Here is a 19,179-nt window from a genome sequence, read left to right as displayed (position 1 = left end):
CTTGGCCTTCTTTTTTATCATCAATGCTTAGTGAAATTAGGCTTCTTGTTTCGCTAAGTATTCGTCGTAAGTGCCGTGGAAATCGACAATGCCATCACTGGTTACTTCGACGATACGAGTCGCCAAGGACGATACGAATTCGCGGTCATGGCTGACAAAGATCAAAGTGCCAGGGTAGTTTTCAAGCGCCAAGTTCAAAGACTCGATCGATTCCATATCCATGTGGTTAGTTGGCTCATCCATAACGAGTACGTTAGGCTTTTGCAGCATCAACTTACCGAATAACATACGACCCTGTTCACCACCAGAAAGCACTTTTACAGATTTCTTAATGTCGTTTTGAGAGAAAAGCAGGCGTCCCAAAGTGCCACGAATAACTTGCTCGTCGTCGCCTTCTTGCCCCCACTGTCCCATCCATTCGATTAGGTCAACGTCTTTTTCGAATTCATGGGCATGATCTTGGGCGTAGTAGCCAATATTGGCGTTTTCTGACCATTTCACTTCGCCCTTGGTAAGCTCTGTATCGCCAACCAAACATTTTAGCAAAGTCGTTTTACCGATACCGTTTGGCCCGATAACCGCAATGCGCTCACCGACTTCGACCATCATGTTTAAGCCACTGAATAGTTCTTCATCATAAGATTTGGCTACGTTTTCGATTTGCACGGCCATACGATGTAGCTTTTTCTCTTGCTCGAAGCGAATAAATGGATTCTGTCGGCTGGAAGGTTTTACTTCTTCTAGCTGAATTTTATCAATTTGTTTAGCACGTGATGTTGCTTGCTTCGATTTTGAAGCGTTGGCAGAGAAGCGGCTAACGAAGGATTTTAGCTCGTTAATCTGCGCTTTTTTCTTCGCATTGTCTGATAATAGACGCTCACGAGCTTGAGTCGCCGCTGTCATGTACTCATCGTAGTTACCAGAGAACAAGCGCAATTCGCCGTAGTCTAAATCTGCCATGTTAGTACAAACAGAGTTTAAGAAGTGACGGTCATGGGAAATGATGATCATAGTGCAATTACGCTCGACCAAAACACCTTCCAACCAGCGAATAGTGTTGATGTCCAAGTTGTTGGTTGGCTCGTCAAGCAATAGAATTTCTGGATCAGAGAACAAGGCCTGAGCAAGCAATACACGAAGTTTTAAGCCAGGAGCGACTTCGCTCATTAAGCCATAATGTTGTTCTATAGGAATACCAACGCCTAGTAGCAATTCTCCAGCACGAGCATCAGCGGTGTAACCGTCCATTTCAGCGAACTCAGCTTCCAAGTCGCCAGCACGTAAACCATCAGCTTCAGTCATTTCTGGGTTTGCGTAAATGGCATCTTTTTCAGATTTAATTGCCCAAAGCTCAGTGTGACCCATAATGACAGTATCAATAACGGAATACTCTTCGTAGGCAAACTGATCTTGCTTCAATTTACCAAGACGCTCATTCGGATCTTTAGAAACATTACCAGAGCTTGGTTCTAGATCACCGCCTAGAATTTTCATGAACGTAGATTTACCACATCCATTCGCTCCGATTAGACCGTAGCGCTTGCCTTCTCCAAACTTCACAGAGACATTTTCAAAAAGAGGTTTTGCACCAAATTGCATGGTGATGTTAGCCGTCGTTAACAAAGTATTCTTCCGTTTATCATGAGGTAAGTTTTTTTGCTTTTATCTGTTTTTCGTCATAAGAGCAAAGATTATGCGGCGCATTATCGCACAGAACTAGGCGAGTCTTTAAGGAAGAAAGTGCTTATTGTGAAAAAAAGCTCGAACTAACTGTTACACATAGAGTCAATAACCCACAAACGGAATACAAAATGATACTGATCTTTTGACTGGATAGGACTAAAACTAATATATATCCATTGGCTATTTAGAAATCATGATAACCGCCGATGATATAGTTATAACCACTGACGGAGAAAGATATGGAAACCGTCTTAGCAGTAGCGACACAGTACGATATATCGCCAGCGCACCTAAAAGAAGGCTCTATTTTTGGCGCTTTGTCAGACCCTTCAATTCAGTTTTTACTAGACGAAGGCGTTTTGCATAAAGTAGCAAAAGGTGATGAGGTTTTTTCCTATGGTAGCAAAGGCGGAAGCTTTTATGCTGTCTTGCATGGAAAGTTAGATTTCTACAAGCAACATAATGATAAAAAATTACGAACCAGAACTGTTTGTTTTGGTGAAGCGATTGGCTTTGTGTCTATGATTGCCCTGCATGAGCGTGTCGGCAGTCTATGCGCATTAGAAGATTCTCTTTTGTTAGAGATCTCAAGCCAGTTGTTTAGTGATTTTCATGATCAACATCCGTTTGATTTCGGTATTCTGTTGATGAACTTATCGCGAGATATGGCAAGAACAATACGAGAATTGAGTAATGCCTTGGTTGAATATGATGAGCTTGAGAAATGAAATGAATCGACTAATGAATTGCACTATTAGTCGATTCATAAATAACGGGTCATTACTTAATAGCGGCGACCACTGATATTTCAACTAGCAGTTCAGGTCTTGCCAGTCTTGCCTCTACACACGCTCGAGCTGGTGCGTGGCCTTTAGGAATCCATGTGTCCCAAACCGCATTCATTGCTGTAAAGTCTTTCATATCTCGAAGGTAAATTGTTGCTGATAAAATATAAGATCTGTCTGAGCCAGCTTGCTCTAATAGAACATCAACTTTTTCTAGCATGGTTTTGGTTTGCTCAGTGATATCCGTATTTGCATCCGCACCCACCTGGCCGCATAAATAAACCGTCTCGTTGTGTTTAACGATACGGCTCATGCGTTGACCAACTTCCATGCGCTCAATTGTTGCCATAATTACCTCTATTTCATTAAGAAAGAATATACTTTTTTATATTTATAATTTTTAAGTGTTTCACTATAAAGGCAGAAGCCTCTAAAATTCCAGCCCTTTTTGCGCTTTTATTCCACGTTTAAAGGCGTGCTTTACTTCTTTTATCTCACTTACTGTGTCAGCAAGTTCGATCAATGCTTCAGAGGCGCCACGTCCAGTCACAACAAGATGCTGGTTTTCAGGGCGATTCATCAAGGCTTTCAACACTTCGTCTTCATTCAGGTATTCGTAGTGAAGCAGATAAGTCAGTTCATCCAATACAACCAAATCGACGTCAGGATCATTGAGCATGCTCAATGCATTGGACCAAGCTTCCTCTGAAGACGCTATGTCTGCGTCTCTATTTTGCGTTTCCCAAGTAAAGCCTGACGGCATGATTTCCCATCGAACATTTTCTTGTTGTTTAAAAAAGTCGATTTCGCCAGTGTTCCACTCGCCTTTTAAAAATTGCACGACACCGACTTTCATTCCATGGCCTAGAGCACGAGCAACCATACCCAATGCTGAACTGGACTTGCCTTTTCCATTCCCTGTCAAAAGCACAAAAGTGCCTTTGTCTTCTTGAGCTTTAGCAATACGCTTATCGACATGCTTTTTGATATTTTGCATGCGCTGTTGGTGTTTTTCTGGGTCCTTAATTGCTTTTGACATAATGCCTCTTGCTACTAAATAGAACGAAAGCCTTATTCATACTTACGTACAAATAAGGCCTCATAATTGCAAACATAAATTAAATACGGTCGTCTTCAGGGTCATAGCCAAGGTTAGGGGCTAGCCACCTTTCGGCATCATCTTTACTCATCCCTTTACGATCTGCGTAATCATCAACCTGATCTGGCCCAATCTTACCAATACCGAAGTAAGTTGCATCTGGGTGGGCAAAATACCACCCACTCACTGCTGCGGTAGGCATCATTGCAAAGCTTTCTGTGATCTCCATCTCGATGTTTTCTTTCACATCTAACAGAGTCCAAAGCTTGGCTTTTTCTGTGTGATCCGGACAAGCAGGATAACCAGGTGCCGGACGAATACCTTGGTATTTTTCTTTGATCAATTGTTCATTGGTTAACGATTCTGCTTCAGCATAGCCCCAGAATTCCTTACGAACTTTTTCATGCAAGTACTCTGCTGTCGCTTCGGCCAAACGGTCTGCAACCGCCTTGATCATAATAGAATTGTAATCATCATGATCCGCTTCGTATTTTTCTACCAATGGATCGATACCAAAACCTGCCGCACAAGCAAAAGCCCCTATATAATCAGCGACACCACTTTCTTTTGGCGCTATAAAATCGGCCAAGCTATGGTTGTATTTACCAGGAGCCGTCAATTCATTTTGAATGCGTAAGAAAGACAAACGTTCGATAACGTCATTACGCGATTCATCTGCATAGATTTCAATGTCATCATGGTTTGTCTGGTTCGCTGGAAACAAACCAACAACCGCACGTGCTTGCAAACATTTACTCGCAATCACTTCGTCTAACATTTTAAGCGCATCTTTATATACTCGGGTGGCTTCTTCGCCAACTACTTCGTCAGTCAGAATGCGAGGATAAGCGCCAGCCAATTCCCAAGTTTGGAAAAATGGCGTCCAGTCTATGTAGTCTTTAACTAGATTAAGGTCGATATCATTTTCGTTTAAAACAGTAACGCCCAGCTTGTTGGGTTTTACAATATTTCCACCATCAAACGCTATTGGGGCCTTATTTTGACGCGCTTTATCCAAGGAAACTCGACGACCGGCTTTCGCGCGATCTTTATAGCGAATTCGTGTCTTCTCGTAGTCCGCTTTAATTTCGTCGACAAAGGCTTGATAGCGCTCTTTGTCTTTGCTTAATAAAGCGCTGGCAACACCTACGCTGCGAGATGCATTGGTAACATGCACCACCTGATTGCGTTTGTAGTTCTGCTCGATCTTAACGGCCGTGTGGGCTTTCGATGTGGTTGCGCCGCCGATCATTACCGGCAAATCGAATCCTTGGCGCTCCATTTCTTTGGCCACATGCACCATTTCATCAAGAGATGGTGTAATTAAGCCAGACAGGCCAATCATGTCTGCGCCCTCTTCTTTGGCGGTCCGCAGGATTTTTTCTGCTGGCACCATAACCCCAAGGTCGATGACTTCGAAGTTGTTACACTGCAGAACCACACCAACAATATTCTTGCCGATATCATGTACATCGCCCTTCACTGTTGCCATAACGATCTTGCCATTACTAGAAGAAGCTGTGTCCATATTGAGACGTTTTTCTTCTTCAATGAAAGGCATCAAATAAGCAACGGCTTTTTTCATTACTCGAGCAGACTTTACCACCTGAGGCAGGAACATTTTGCCGGAGCCAAATAAGTCACCGACAATGCCCATTCCGTCCATCAAAGGCCCTTCAATTACCTCTAATGGGCGAGCATAAGCTTGGCGAGCTTCTTCTGTGTCATCATCGATGAACTCTGTAATGCCTTTTACTAGAGCGTGGCTAAGACGTTCAGAAACAGGCAAACCACGCCACTCTTGAGTTTCTTTTTCCGCTACTTCGCCGTTACCCGCAAACTCGCCAGCGATTGCTAACAAGTTATCCGTTGCTTCTGGTGTGCGATTAAGTACAGCGTCCTCTACTGCGTCGCGTAGTTTCAGCGGGATGTCTTCATACAAGGCAAGTTGCCCCGCATTCACAATCCCCATCGTCATGCCTTGCTTGATCGCGTGGTACAAGAACACAGCATGAATCGCTTCACGTACGGGGTTATTACCACGAAAGGAGAAAGAGACGTTAGACACGCCACCAGACACTTTGGCATAAGGCAGTTCACGAGTGATATCACCCGTAGCTTCGATAAAATCCAAGGCGTATCTGTTGTGTTCCTCAATGCCTGTGGCGATGGCAAAGATATTTGGATCGAAAATAATGTCTTCTGGTGGGAAACCAACTTCATCAACCAAGATATGATATGAACGTCGGCATATTTCTATTTTTCGAGCACGAGTATCCGCTTGACCCACTTCGTCAAATGCCATGACGATAACGGCGGCTCCGTATTTCATTAATTTGCGCGCTTGCTCACGGAAGTTATCTTCACCCTCTTTCATACTGATAGAGTTGACGACGCCTTTACCTTGAATCCATTTCAGGCCGGCTTCTAGAATCTCCCATTTTGAAGAATCCAGCATGATGGGCACACGTGAGATATCTGGTTCAGAGGCAATCAGCTTAAGGAATCGCTCCATCGCTGCTTGCGAGTCCAACATGCCCTCGTCCATGTTGATGTCGATGATTTGCGCACCGTTCTCAACTTGTTGACGAGCAACATCGAGCGCAGTATCAAAGTCACCTTCTTTAATAAGGCGTTTGAACATCGCTGAACCGGTGACATTAGTACGTTCACCCACGTTAACAAATAAGCTATCTCCGTCGATGTTAAAAGGTTCAAGACCCGATAGACGACAAGCTTTTTCGATAACCGGAATAACGCGCGGAGTCGCGTCTGCAAATGCTTTGGCAAAGGTTTCAATGTGTGCCGGCGCAGTACCGCAACAACCGCCAATAATGTTCAAGAATCCAGAATCAACCCAACCCTGAATTTCTTCAAGCATTTCTTCAGGCGATTCATCGTATTCGCCGAAGGCGTTGGGTAAGCCTGCATTTGGGTGAGCAGATACGTGAGTGTCTGCAATACGTGAAAGCTCTTCTACGTATTGGCGTAGTTCTTTCGGCCCTAGTGCACAGTTTAAGCCGACAGAAATAGGTTTAGCGTGGGAAATAGAATTCCAGAATGCTTCGGTTGTTTGTCCAGATAAAGTACGGCCAGAGGCATCGGTAATGGTGCCCGAAATCATGATTGGGTAGCGCACACCCGCTTTCTCAAAGTAATCTAATACAGCGTAAATGGCCGCTTTTGCGTTTAAAGTATCGAAGATCGTTTCGATTAAAATGAGATCGACACCACCCTTAATTAAACCATCTACTGCAGTGGTATAGGCTTCAACAAGTTCATCAAAGTGAATATTACGGAAGCCTGGGTCGTTAACATCAGGGGAAATCGTACAAGTACGACTGGTCGGGCCAACCGCGCCAGCAACAAAACGAGGTTTGCTTGGGTTTTGCTTGGTAAATTCGTCAGCGGCTTCACGTGCTAAGCGTGCAGATTCAAAGTTAAGCTCATAGCTGAGATCTTCCATGTGATAATCCAACATGGAAATGTAGTTGGCATTGAAAGTATTTGTTTCAATAATGTCTGCGCCAGCAGCAAGGTAGCTGGAATAAATGTCTTTGATGATCTTTGGTTGAGTCAATGAAAGAAGATCATTGTTACCTTTTAGGTCACTTTCCCAATCTTCAAAGCGCTCGCCACGATAGTCTTGTTCTTCTAATTTGTATCCCTGAATCATGGTGCCCATGGCGCCATCTAGAATCAATACGTTTTCAGCTAGTCGTTTCTCAATAATAGAATACGAATCGGACTTTACCACTCTCACCACCTCAAAAAAGAATATGCAAGAGTACTATACCGAAAAGTTGGGCTTGTCGCGTTGAAAAAAAGTAATGCAGTGTTGAATGATTCGAGAAAAGGCAATCACGAAGCGGCTCAAAGGAGCCAGCTTCGTGAAGATAACAGTAAATTAATGGCCTAAGAGTTAAATTCTTGGGCGTTTTTTGATTTGTTAATTCGGCCGATAAGGAAACCTCCTATCAGGCCAAGCAAAATTGCCATGCCCCAATAGCCGTATTTATCGAACAAGTTCGTATTGACTAATGATAAGGTTTCACTACCACGATAAATTTGTCTTTGAAATACCTGATCTTGGAAATTCATTTGTTGGTTAACAAATAGGTTTAATTGCGCGTCAGGTTTCTCATTTAATCCAGCAACACGCCAGCGCCATTGCAAACGACCATTTTGCACCATAGCATTTGCAACTCGATCGCTAATCATTTGAATATCACTGTCTACTACCAGCTCAGCTTGATAAGTTTGACCTGATATAAATGGCTGTACATCAGCAGAAACCAGAATTTCAAAGTTGTTGTGCAGCGCCATTTCGTCTGGTAGCTGCCAGCTGACATTCTGTAATCTTGAACCTAGCTGAGATTGCAAGGATTCGATCGTTGCGTTGACCGATATGCCATTATTCTCATTGCTCTGAAGTGCTTGCTGAGTGCTAGTAAGGCGATCTGATACGGCGCTTAGCTCAGACTCAGTTGTGCTAAGAGCCGTTTCTGCGGCTTCTAGCTTGGCAGTTAACGTAGCATTATTTTGCTGTGCAAGTGACAATTTCGCATTTAAGTCTTTCCAGCGCTGCTCATAGGCTGCGCCCTCATCTAATGCTGCTTCCAACTTAACAATGTCACTTTTATATTCTTCTATTAGTGCTTTTTGATCTGTTACTTGCTTTTGCAGATTAATCAATTCAACACGTAATTGGGCATTATCACGGTCATAAAAAGCACCGTTATCTGTTTGTATCACAGGCTGGGTTGTTGAATCAGGAATCACAGAGTTATCGTTTAGATTAGAAAGTCTCTCTGATAATGCTTGATGTCGAGCTCGGGCGTCAGATAACTCACCAGCAAGAATTAGGTTTTCTTGTTTAAGGTCTGAAAGCTGTTTTTGAAGGGCTTTGTTATCTGTTTGAAGATTTGCATACTTTGCTTGCAACTCTGTATTTTCACCTAATAGCTCAAGATAGCTTTGTTTAAAACCATCTTGTGATGCTGGCATTGCTTCAAGACTGGCGACTTGTTTCTTTAATGATCCATTTTCATTTTCAAGCTGACTAATACGACGGTGTAATAATTCATTATCCAGTTTTAATGCTGAATATTGTGATTCGAGTTCTGCTCGGGATTGTTTTTGCTTTTCTAAAGTCGCTAGGGTTTCAGCTGTTGGTGCTGTTTTTTGAAGCGAGGCGATTAAGCTATCTTTCTCATCAAGGGATTGATTAAGCAACGAAAGCTGCGCTTTGTTGTTGTCTAGTTGAGTCTGAAGGTTTTGAATAAGTTCAGCATTGGAGTCATTGCTTGCTGATTTGACTGCTGTAGCGGTTGTGGGTTCAACCACGTCATTGTCGATAGATGATGACGTTTGCTGGCTGGACGTTGTACTACAGGCTGACAATAATAATCCTAAAGCAATAGGAATAAACTGTGTTTTATTGCTTTTCATGTTTCGCTCCTTAATAAACTCAAGGTCGACAATAAGTTATCCTCTCTTATGCCAGATTTAAGTATAGAATGCAAAGAACCAGTAAAGACAGAACTCAAATTATTATAAGCCATACACAAAAAAGCCCCCAATGAAAAACATTGGGGGCTTTGAATATCGACGAAAGGATAATCTAAAACTTGCTAGGCAAGACTTTTTGAAATCACTTCATAAACATCTTTAGATAAATCTTCTGCCAATATACGCTCAAGCTCTGCTTTCATTTTTATACTTAACTCAGGCTGCATTTTTTTCCAACGAGTTAATGGAGTACAAAGGCGAGAAGCAATTTGTGGATTACGCTTATTTAACAAAATTATCTGATCTGCCAAGAAATGATAGCCGCTGCCATCCATTTTATGGAAACCGCTAATACTTTGTCCAAAACCACCGAGAACAGAGCGAACCTTATTTGGGTTCTTTAGGTCAAAGGCAGGATGTTCCATTAAGCCTTTCACCGTTTCCAAAGCGGTTTCTTGTTCTTGGCTTGCACTTAACATAAGCCATTTATTGACCACCAATGGTTCCGCTTTCCACTGTTCATAAAAGGCATTCAATAATACATCGGCTTGTTTTTGCTGGGTATTAACCACAATAGAAAGTGCAGCAAACTGATCTGTCATATTGTTGGCTGTTTTGAACTGTGCAACAAGCTCTTGTTGAGCGAGCTCACTGCCCGATTCCACCCAGTAAGATAAGGCGATGTTTTTCAATGAACGATGAGCGATGTCTTCAGCGGCGGGTTGGTATTCACCTTGAATTTTATGTTGACGATAGACTCGCTCAAAGTCAGTCTCCAGCGCATTAGCCAATTGCCCTTTTAAGTACTGGCGGGCCTGTTTAATGGCCGCTGGGTATATTGGATTTGCTAGTTCAGACAAATAAGCTTGACTCGGCAAGGCAAGAATTAAAGCAACCATTGCTGGGTCGAGCGTTTCATCATTTAGCAATGCTTTAAAGCCATGCACTAATTGCGAGTCAATAGATAAGGTTTGCCCTTCTATTGCCTGATTAATAAGAGTGGTTAGCTCATTAACAGCGAGTTGCTGAGCAGCGCTCCAACGATTAAACCCATCCGAATCGGAAGACAGCAATAACAATAGGTCTTTCGAAGAATAGTCATAACGTAATTTAACGGGTGCCGAAAAGCCTCGTAACAAAGACGGTACAGGCTTAGAAGTCAAACCGCTAAACTCAAATTCTTGCTCACTGGCATTGAGGTGCAATACATGATCTTCTGCTCTCACACCGTTTACTTCAGCAGATATAACCGTGCCTTGTTGGTCAAGCAAGCCAACACGCACTGGAATATGCAGAGGTAATTTTGTTGGTTGACCTGGGGTGGCAGGTGTATCTTGTTTCATGGTTAAACGATACGTACCTGTTGCTTCGTCAAAACGATCTGTCACTGTGACAATCGGTGTGCCCGCTTGAGAGTACCAGCGCTTAAATTGCGTAAGATCAACGCCAGAGGCATCTTGCATCGCTGCAACAAAATCATCACAAGTTACCGCTTGACCATCGTGACGATCAAAATACAAATCGGAACCGGCTCGGAATTTTTCAGCACCTAACAAGGTGTGAATCATACGTACAATTTCAGCGCCCTTTTCGTAAACAGTCAGGGTGTAAAAGTTTGAAATTTCGATAAAAGATGCTGGGCGTACCGGATGCGCCATAGGACCAGCATCTTCAGCAAACTGCGCTGTTTTTAGAAAAGAAACGTCTTCAACACGTTTTACTGTGTCTGAATGCATATCGGCAGAGAAGGTTTGATCACGAAAGACCGTAAAACCTTCCTTTAGACTTAATTGGAACCAGTCACGGCAAGTGACGCGATTACCTGACCAGTTATGAAAATATTCGTGAGCGACAATAGCTTCAACACGCAAATACGTATCATCTGTGGTGGTTTCTGGGCTAGCTAGCAAACATGATGAATTGAAAATATTCAATCCTTTGTTTTCCATTGCGCCCATATTGAAGTCATCCACGGCAACGATCATGAAAATGTCCAGATCGTATTCGCGACCGTAAGTTTCTTCGTCCCAACGCATGGAACGTTTTAGCGCTTCCATCGCATAATCGACTTTGTCGATATTATGGGACTCAGTGAAAATTTGCAGTTTTATATCGCGCTTGCTTTGTGTCGTAAAGACATCATTTTTAACTGCAAGATCACCCGCTACCAAGGCAAAAAGATACGCAGGCTTTGGAAATGGATCGTGCCACACAACGACCGTTTTGCCCTCATCCGTTTTACCGCGCTCTACTTCGTTGCCGTTAGACAACATAACTGGGTAGCGTGCTTCGTCAGCAATAATGGTTGTGGTAAACACGGACATTACATCAGGACGATCTAGGTAATAAGTAATATGGCGAAAACCTTCGGCTTCACACTGGGTACAGAACATAGAAGACGAACGATATAAGCCTTCTAGGCGTGTGTTATTTTGTGGCTCAATTAGAGTTTCACAAGTCAGAATAAATTCATCAGCGGTGGCAGTAATGATCAGTTTATCTTCACTGATACGGTATTCTTCTGGCGGCAATGCGTAGTCATCCATAGCAACACCGATTAATTTAACATCTTCACCGCCATCAAGAACCAAAGGCGCTGTTGATTTGCCAAACGCTGGATTCCGGCGCATATGTAGGCGAGAAGTCACGATGGTAGTGGCTTCGTCTAGATCAAAGGTGAGCTCTGTTTTATCAATAAGAAAAGGAGGAACTTTATAGTCTTTTAAATAAATTACTGAAGGCTGACTCTCTTTCATTTGTTCTAATCTCCTAAAATGTCAATGTCGCTTGATAACCAGTGTATTTACGGATATTTATGACGCCTGTATCTAGCATCCAATATTGCCCTTTTATTCCCATTAAAGTCCCTTCAATGAGTGGCGTTTTTTCCGCATTAAGGCTGGTGATCTTGGTTGGATATTCTAAAACTGGATAGTGAAACTCATGGGTTTCATTTTCATCAGAAAGATCGGTTATAGATTGCAAGCCGAATTCACTCTGTAGTGAGTCTAAGCCTTCGTAAAGGCGATCAATTAATCGCTCTTGCTCTTGCTCAAGATCAAGTTCGGTAGACGACCCTTTGAGCATATTTCGCCAGTTGGTTTTATCTGCCACTTCGGTTTTAAACAAGGTTTCGACTAACCCCGACATTCTGCGGTTTTGTACTCGAAACAAGGCTCTTGCCTGTGTCGCACCTTGATCGATCCAGCGGGTAGGAAGTTGATCGCCACGGGTGATGCCAACTTTCAGTGCCGATGAATTCGCCAAATAAACATAATGACTTTGCATGCAATATTGCTCAGCCCATTCAGGTTCTCGACACGTTCCCAAATGGAAATGACATTTTTCTGGACTCATGATGCAGGTATCGCAAGCAGCCAACTTTCGGAAACAGTTGTAGCAAAAACCTTGGCTGAATGATTTTTTAGTCACTTTACTGCAATGAACACAATGAATGATGCCATCAATATGCAAAGAGACTTTCTTACCCAAGAGGTCGTTGATTAAAACGCGTTCATTACCCAAATCAAGATGATAATAAACCTGACCATCGCGGACTTCAGTGGACATTTTTTTGAGGTTGCCTTGCAGCATTAAGCTTGCCCCTCAGGGCCATCACCTACCCATTTGATCGTGTCTTGTTCTTTTGCTGGATCTTTTTTGCCGACATTTTTATGCCCTGTGGTATCAATGTATCCCACGCGGTCTTTTTCTTCTTTATTGCTGTAGTCATAAGTAATGACAGCTTGAAGACATAACTCTGTTTGCTCTGGGGTCAATCTCACGCCATTGGGCCATTTACCAAGCTCTACAGCTTGCTTCAATTTGACATAAACTTCAGGCGACATATTGTCGATCATTTCTTTAAAATTCATTTTTGTATCTCCCTGCGCTACAGCAGGCTAAGTCTATAATTAAAAGGTAAAATTAAAATTGATTTGACGGATTTTGGCGGTGTTTTGTCGCCAACCAATAGATCACAGCCAGCACCAAGCCCGATAGCAAACCAATGGTATGGGCTGTGTTTGCAATGCTGCCAAGTCCTATCATTTCAGGCAAAGGCGTATAGCCTACTGCGAGCCAAACTGTAAAAAACAACATTAAGTGCTTGCTGATAATATTAGGCCAGCGCTTGTTTAATAGTGGTACGAGCCAAGCAAAACCAATCAAGCCGTAAACAACACCAGACAAGCCGCCAAATAATGGATAGCCGCTTAGTTGATATTGCAGAACATTGCTTAAAACCGCAATGATGGCAACCCCAACACTCCAAACGATGGAACCTAAAATACGCTCTAATTTCCCGCCGATTTCCCATACCCACAGGGTATTAAAGACAATATGAAGCACACTAAAATGCAGTAATGCAGGAGTAAAGAAACGCCAATATTCTCCTTTAGCAACGACTTCAGCTAAGTCATAAAAATAAATATGACCATTTCTAATATCAAACGGACTTATGGAAAAGTAACCAACTGTCTTGAGGTTTGCACCTAGCTGAGTAAGGACGGCCACTAGAAGAGTGAGTAACAAAAGAATGGTTGTGACAGGCGACTTTTTAAGCTGAGAAACAATGCCACCCGGAGATGTCGCTTTGACGTCTTTAGGTTGGGTTTGTTCTAACAAAGAGGGATTATCTTTCCATATGGTTAGAAGTTGCTCAACCGTTGGAAGTTGGTTTGGATCTAGTATCCATAGCTCATCATGGCCTTGTTGAGAAACAATCTGATGTGCCACCTTATGTCGCCATAATGCTTCACTTAACCCTTTAGGGTCTTCTGTTTGTTGAAACTGATAAACAAAATACATGGAACCCCTAAAGGATATGTTTATAAAATGATAAGAACACTAACCTGTTATTCGACCCTTTAAGGGCGATAACTGGATTGCCAACCTAATTTATCACGACACACATTGTAAAAGTCATGGTTTTTAGGGTGTATTAGGCGAATCCCCCCCGTTTTTTTGGTGATATGTATTTCATCACCAGGTGCTGCCGTAATGTTTAACTGACCATCACAGCTCACGCTTGGGTAGGTAAGATTGGATTCACACACCACAATACGGATTTTTGCATTCGCATCAATCACAATGGGGCGATTACTTAAGGTATGAGGGTGCATAGGAACCAGTACCAAGGCATCCAATTTTGGTAGCATGATAGGTCCACCAGCCGATAACGCGTATGCCGTCGACCCCGTTGGCGTTGCCACGATCAAACCGTCAGACTTTTGGTTCATCACAAATTGATCATCAATAAATAAATCAAAGCGAATCATTCGCGCAGATTTACCTGGATGAAGCACTAGATCATTCAGTGCTATGCCCTCACCGCTAGGACGATTTTGACGCTTAATTTTGGCCTCGATCATAAAGCGTTTTTCTTCGTGGTATTCACCACGAAAAATAGGATCTAACTCTTCTTGAAGGTTATGAGGAGAAATATCGGTAAGGAACCCTAAGGTGCCACGGTTGATACCTAAAACTGGAATGTCGTAATTACAAATTGCTCTTGCTGCGCCGAGGAAACTACCATCACCTCCAACGACCATGACCATGTCACAATGATCTCCCAATTCTTTTAGCGCAGAGGATGCGACTTTAACGCCCGGCATCATAGTTGCCAACTGGTCTTCAAGTACCGGTGCGATGTTTTTTTCTTGGAGATATTCCATCAGCTTCTTAACCGTATCAAGAATCTGAGGTTTATCTAATCGAGCAATAATACCAACACGTCTAAAAAGACTCATGTGTCATTCTCTTCCCGTCTATCGATGTCAACAAATCAACCCACTAAGGTGTGTATAACGGTTTTTATTTTTATGTGGGTCTTACATAAGTTGCGCAACTTTAACATGAAGACGATGACTATCGCCATCTCGTTAAGAACACCAGTAGGGATTAGTATCTTTTGAATATCCTCGCCAGCCTTGTAAACCGCCTGTATGGATAAATAATGTACGACGATATGGCCACACGCCCTCTTTTATCGCTTTCAAGGTGGCATACATGCTTTTACTTGTATAAACCGGGTCAAGTGGATGTTTGGGATTGGCTTTCGCGAATTCTCTCATAAAGGCAATTAATGCTGGGCTTTGTTTGGCGTAACCACCTTCGTGGCAATCGAAATGGAAGAACAATTTTGAATCTAAGCACTCTTTTGAGATTGACGCATCGGCTAGCTGACTGGCTAACTCTAAAATCAAATCTCGCTGAGCGGGCTCACCCTTAAGCGCACTAAACACATGTAAATCTGGCGTTTGGTGACTTGCCAACATACCTGCGGCAGTTGTGCCAGTACCTGAAGACACAACCCATGCATCATATTTACCATCGATTGCGTTAATATCAGTCGCCCAATCTCGGCAACCCATAGCACCAAGCTTCCCGCCGCCACCTTCTGGAATCCAGTAAACATTTCCATAATAACGGTTTATCTCATCAACTATTTGAGCGTCCATACCAAGTCGATAATCGGCTCTTGTCGAAGGCCACAACTCAACACCATCGCTCACCATATCTTTTAATGTGGGAGTGAGTTTAGGCTGAAGTTCGCCCCGTACGACAGCCACCGCTCTAAACGGCAAATCCTTGAGCGTAGCACCAAAGGCATGAAGGTGATTTGAAAACGGCCCACCAAACGTAGCGATGACAGAAGCGTTTTGTTTTTTGGCAGCCTCAATATGATGCTGAAGCTTATGCCACTTATTTCCCGGTGCATTCGGGTGTTCAAGATCGCCGCGGTAGATATCTAACTCGTAATTAATCTTAGAAACCTTAAATTCATTTGATGGAAGGAAATCTGGCCCAAAGGCGATTGGTTGGATACAAGACACAAATATACTCAGTTACAAAAAACACATGTTTTCATCATAACATGTGTTTTTCATTCGCTATCACACACTTTTTAAAATGAGAAAAACCACTCTCGCTGACATTTGTTTGTTAAAATCCTCGCACTCATCAATTGTGGAGATGAAACATGATTCCAAAGCTTTCTGAAGTCTCGCCCATTCAGGCCAAATACCTTTCTTTCATTGAGCGCCTGAAAGCTTCAGGATTCTCAGGAGATACCAATCCTGATTACGCCAACCGTGTGGTTCTTTCAACTGACAACTCTATTTATCAGGTCTTACCTCAAGGGGTTATCTTTCCTAAGAACGTACAAGATATTCAACTGTTGGTTCAACTTTCTAATCAAGAAGAGTTCAACGATGTGGTGTTAAGCCCTCGTGGTGGCGGCACGGGCACTAACGGCCAGTCGTTAACCGATGGTTTGGTGATCGATTTATCCAAGCACATGAATCGAATACTGGAAATTAACGCTGAGGAAGGTTGGGCTCGTGTCGAAGCCGGCGTAGTAAAAGATCAGCTTAATAAAGCGATTAAACCTCACGGCTTATTCTTCGCGCCAGAGTTATCGACCAGCAACCGAGCGACTATTGGCGGCATGATTAATACCGACGCCAGCGGACAAGGTTCGGTAATGTATGGAAAAACACGCGATCACGTTCTTGAGCTAAGAACCGTGCTGTTAGATGGCCATCTATTAGATTCTGCCCCCATTGATGATAAAACACTGGATGATATACAAAGTGGCAGTGACTATTCCGCTCATGCACACCGTGTTGTCGATAGTATTCAGAAAAGCAAAGCTCAAGAAATCAAAGACACCTTCCCTGCACTTAACCGCTGTCTAACGGGCTACGACTTGGCTCATATTCGCACCGAAGACGGACAATTCAATATGAACTCGGTGCTTTGTGGCTCAGAAGGCACGCTAGGCTTTATTGTTGAAGCGAAAGTTAACCTTTTACCGATTCCAACTTATGCCGCTTTAGTCAATATTCGTTATGACAGCTTCGAAGGATCCCTGCGTCATGCTCGTGAGCTACTGGCCGCCAAGCCAACCTCCATCGAAACCGTTGATTCGAAAGTTCTCGGACTCGCGAAAGGCGATATTATTTGGAACTCTGTAGCTGAGTTTTTTCCAGAAAAAGCAGGAGAAGACATCCAAGGGATTAACCTTGTCGAATACACTGGAAATGACGAACAAGACGTTGCCGATAAAATCAAAATACTGACCGACAAATTAGATGCTTTAGCGGAACAAGGCGGAAGCAGTGCGTTGGGTTACACCATCGCCATGGGACACGATAACGTTAACAAGCTCTGGGCAATGCGTAAAAAATCCGTTGGGTTATTAGGAAACGCAAAGGGGGAAAGTCGCCCTATTCCATTCGTTGAAGACACAGCCGTACCGCCAGAGAATCTTGCTGATTTTATAATGGAGTTTCGTGCCGTTCTTGATAGCTATAATGTTCAGTATGGCATGTTCGGTCATGTTGATGCGGGGGTTCTTCATGTTCGCCCTGCACTTGACCTCAAAGACGAAGCCCAAGAACCCATGATCCGAGAGATCACAGATAAGGTCGTTGCACTTACCCAGAAATACAATGGTTTGTTGTGGGGTGAGCATGGCAAAGGCGTTCGCTCTGAATATTCTCCTGCTTTTTTTGGCGAACTTTATCCGAGTATCCAGCAAATAAAAGGCGCTTTTGATCCAAGAAACCAATTAAATCCCGGTAAAATTGCTACGCCATTTGAACTCGGTGTAGATTTATTACAGATAGATGCCGTTCCATTACGAGGTCAATTTGACCGTCAAATTCCATTGCATAATCGTGACCAATTTCAGGAAGGTATGTACTGTAATGGCAACGGTGCCTGCTACAACTTTGACCCAAATGATGCCATGTGCCCTTCCTGGAAAGGTACGCGAGATCGTCGTCATTCGCCAAAAGGACGCGCCTCTTTAATGCGTGAATGGCTACGTGGAATGAGTCAACAAGGCGTGGACACGGTTAAAGCAAGCAAAGACGCAAAAAACAGTAATTTTCTTTTTAGCTTTTTTCCAAAGCTTAAAAACACACTAGCAAAACGTCGCGGCGACTACGACTTTTCCAATGAAGTGCATGAATCTATGATGGGCTGCTTGGCGTGTAAATCTTGTGTCGGACAGTGCCCAATTAAAGTTGATGTACCAGAATTCAGAGCGAAATTTTTGGAGCTGTATTACAGCCGTTATTTACGACCTGCCAAAGATTACCTGATTGGGTCGTTAGAATTCATCATGCCAACGTTGGCAATATTTCCTCAGCCATACAATTGGCTCATTCGACGTCGTTGGGTTAATCACTTCTGTAGCAAATACCTAGGCTTGGCTGAAAATCCAAAATTGAGCGCGCTCAACCTAAAGAAAGAAATGTCCCGTCGTGGTATTCGTTTGGCAACACCATTAGCAATCGAATCCCTAAGCCCAAAAGACAGAACCCGTGCTGTTATCGTGGTTCAAGATGCGTTTACCAGCTACTTTGAAACGGAGCTGGTATTAGACACGATGGAAACCCTAAGCCGTCTTGGCTTCCAAGCCTACCTAGCGCCCTACATGCCTAACGGAAAACCCTTGCATGTACACGGCTTCATGAAAGCCTTTAATCGTACGGCGCGTAAGAACTTAGACATGCTGCAAAGCTTGGCGTTCTATGGCTTGCCATTTATCGGCATTGATCCTTCGATGACGCTGACTTATCGTTCGGAATATACCAAAGTCTTTGGCGATACTAGACAAATACCTAACATCCAGTTGCTGCAAGAATGGTTGATGAAGAAAAGTGCTCACCTGATTAAACAACCTTTAATGTGTGATAATTCGACTTACCACCTAATGACCCACTGCACAGAAAAAACCAATGCGGCGGCGTCTATTCAAGACTGGCAAAAGGTCTACAGTATTTTAGGTCTAGAACTGAAAGTCGAAAACGTCGGTTGCTGTGGCATGGCGGGAACTTATGGTCACGAAACCGCGAATAAAGAAACGTCCAAAACCATTTATGATTTGTCTTGGAAAGAAAAAGTGACGGATCCTGGGTTAGCCGGAAAACTAGTAGCTACAGGCTACTCATGCCGTAGCCAAGCAAAACGGTTTGATGACGTTGCCATTCCTCATCCAGTGCAAGCCATCTTGAAACATCTAAGAGAAGTGCGAACCGATTAAGCAATCACTGCATCACCATCATTAAGGCTCTGAAATACGAGCCT

13 protein-coding genes are annotated in these 19,179 nt (G+C 43.2%); 2 read left to right on the top strand and 11 right to left on the bottom strand.

The window, feature by feature from the left end:
- Positions 1–36: 36 nt before the first annotated feature.
- Entirely contained in the window at positions 37–1,623 is a 1,587-nt protein-coding gene (locus DFP75_RS04155; RefSeq protein ID WP_110572492.1) for an ABC-F family ATPase, read from the bottom strand.
- Between the two features lie 299 nt (positions 1,624–1,922).
- On the opposite strand from DFP75_RS04155, the gene DFP75_RS04150 reads away from it, so the two are divergent.
- Positions 1,923–2,411, top strand: coding sequence for a Crp/Fnr family transcriptional regulator (locus DFP75_RS04150; RefSeq protein WP_110572490.1), 489 nt, complete (start codon positions 1,923–1,925; stop codon positions 2,409–2,411).
- Between the two features lie 52 nt (positions 2,412–2,463).
- On the opposite strand, the gene DFP75_RS04145 is transcribed toward DFP75_RS04150, so the two are convergent.
- The 10 genes from DFP75_RS04145 to DFP75_RS04100 form a co-directional block, all read right to left on the bottom strand.
- Positions 2,464–2,817 carry a RidA family protein gene (locus tag DFP75_RS04145; RefSeq protein WP_110572488.1) on the bottom strand — a complete coding sequence of 118 codons (354 nt, stop codon included), beginning with the start codon at positions 2,815–2,817 and terminating at the stop codon, positions 2,464–2,466.
- Positions 2,818–2,898: 81 nt separating this feature from the next.
- Entirely contained in the window at positions 2,899–3,507 is a 609-nt protein-coding gene (gene cobO, locus DFP75_RS04140; protein ID WP_110572486.1) for a cob(I)yrinic acid a,c-diamide adenosyltransferase, read from the bottom strand.
- Positions 3,508–3,586: 79 nt separating this feature from the next.
- Positions 3,587–7,324, bottom strand: a complete 3,738-nt coding sequence (gene metH / locus DFP75_RS04135; protein WP_110572484.1) for a methionine synthase — start codon at positions 7,322–7,324, stop codon at positions 3,587–3,589.
- Positions 7,325–7,482: 158 nt separating this feature from the next.
- Positions 7,483–9,018: a coiled-coil domain-containing protein gene (locus DFP75_RS04130; protein WP_110572482.1), complete on the bottom strand. Its 1,536-nt coding sequence runs from the start codon at positions 9,016–9,018 to the stop codon at positions 7,483–7,485.
- A gap of 182 nt (positions 9,019–9,200) precedes the next feature.
- The gene (gene pepN / locus DFP75_RS04125; RefSeq protein ID WP_110572480.1) at positions 9,201–11,834 is read right to left on the bottom strand and encodes an aminopeptidase N; all 2,634 of its coding nucleotides are present in this window, start codon (positions 11,832–11,834) and stop codon (positions 9,201–9,203) included.
- Positions 11,835–11,847: 13 nt separating this feature from the next.
- Positions 11,848–12,672 carry a DUF2797 domain-containing protein gene (locus tag DFP75_RS04120; RefSeq protein WP_110572477.1) on the bottom strand — a complete coding sequence of 275 codons (825 nt, stop codon included), beginning with the start codon at positions 12,670–12,672 and terminating at the stop codon, positions 11,848–11,850.
- On the bottom strand, positions 12,672–12,953 hold the full coding sequence (locus DFP75_RS04115; protein WP_110572475.1) for a YeaC family protein: 282 nt from the start codon (positions 12,951–12,953) through the stop codon (positions 12,672–12,674). Before DFP75_RS04115 ends, DFP75_RS04120 begins: the two co-directional genes overlap by 1 nt.
- A gap of 52 nt (positions 12,954–13,005) precedes the next feature.
- Positions 13,006–13,887, bottom strand: coding sequence for a rhomboid family intramembrane serine protease (locus DFP75_RS04110; RefSeq protein WP_110572473.1), 882 nt, complete (start codon positions 13,885–13,887; stop codon positions 13,006–13,008).
- A 59-nt stretch (positions 13,888–13,946) separates the two neighbouring features.
- Positions 13,947–14,828 carry an NAD(+) kinase gene (locus DFP75_RS04105; RefSeq protein ID WP_110572471.1) on the bottom strand — a complete coding sequence of 294 codons (882 nt, stop codon included), beginning with the start codon at positions 14,826–14,828 and terminating at the stop codon, positions 13,947–13,949.
- Positions 14,829–14,960: 132 nt separating this feature from the next.
- Positions 14,961–15,914, bottom strand: a complete 954-nt coding sequence (locus tag DFP75_RS04100; RefSeq protein ID WP_245926959.1) for a 1-aminocyclopropane-1-carboxylate deaminase/D-cysteine desulfhydrase — start codon at positions 15,912–15,914, stop codon at positions 14,961–14,963.
- A 146-nt stretch (positions 15,915–16,060) separates the two neighbouring features.
- Here DFP75_RS04100 and ydiJ point away from each other — a divergent pair, with 146 nt between their 5' ends.
- On the top strand, positions 16,061–19,135 hold the full coding sequence (ydiJ, locus tag DFP75_RS04095; protein WP_110572469.1) for a D-2-hydroxyglutarate dehydrogenase YdiJ: 3,075 nt from the start codon (positions 16,061–16,063) through the stop codon (positions 19,133–19,135).
- Positions 19,136–19,179: the final 44 nt, after the last annotated feature.

The organism is Marinomonas alcarazii, from assembly GCF_003208215.1.
GTDB lineage: Bacteria > Pseudomonadota > Gammaproteobacteria > Pseudomonadales > Marinomonadaceae > Marinomonas > Marinomonas alcarazii.
This window is presented reverse-complemented; position numbering and strand designations above follow the sequence as displayed.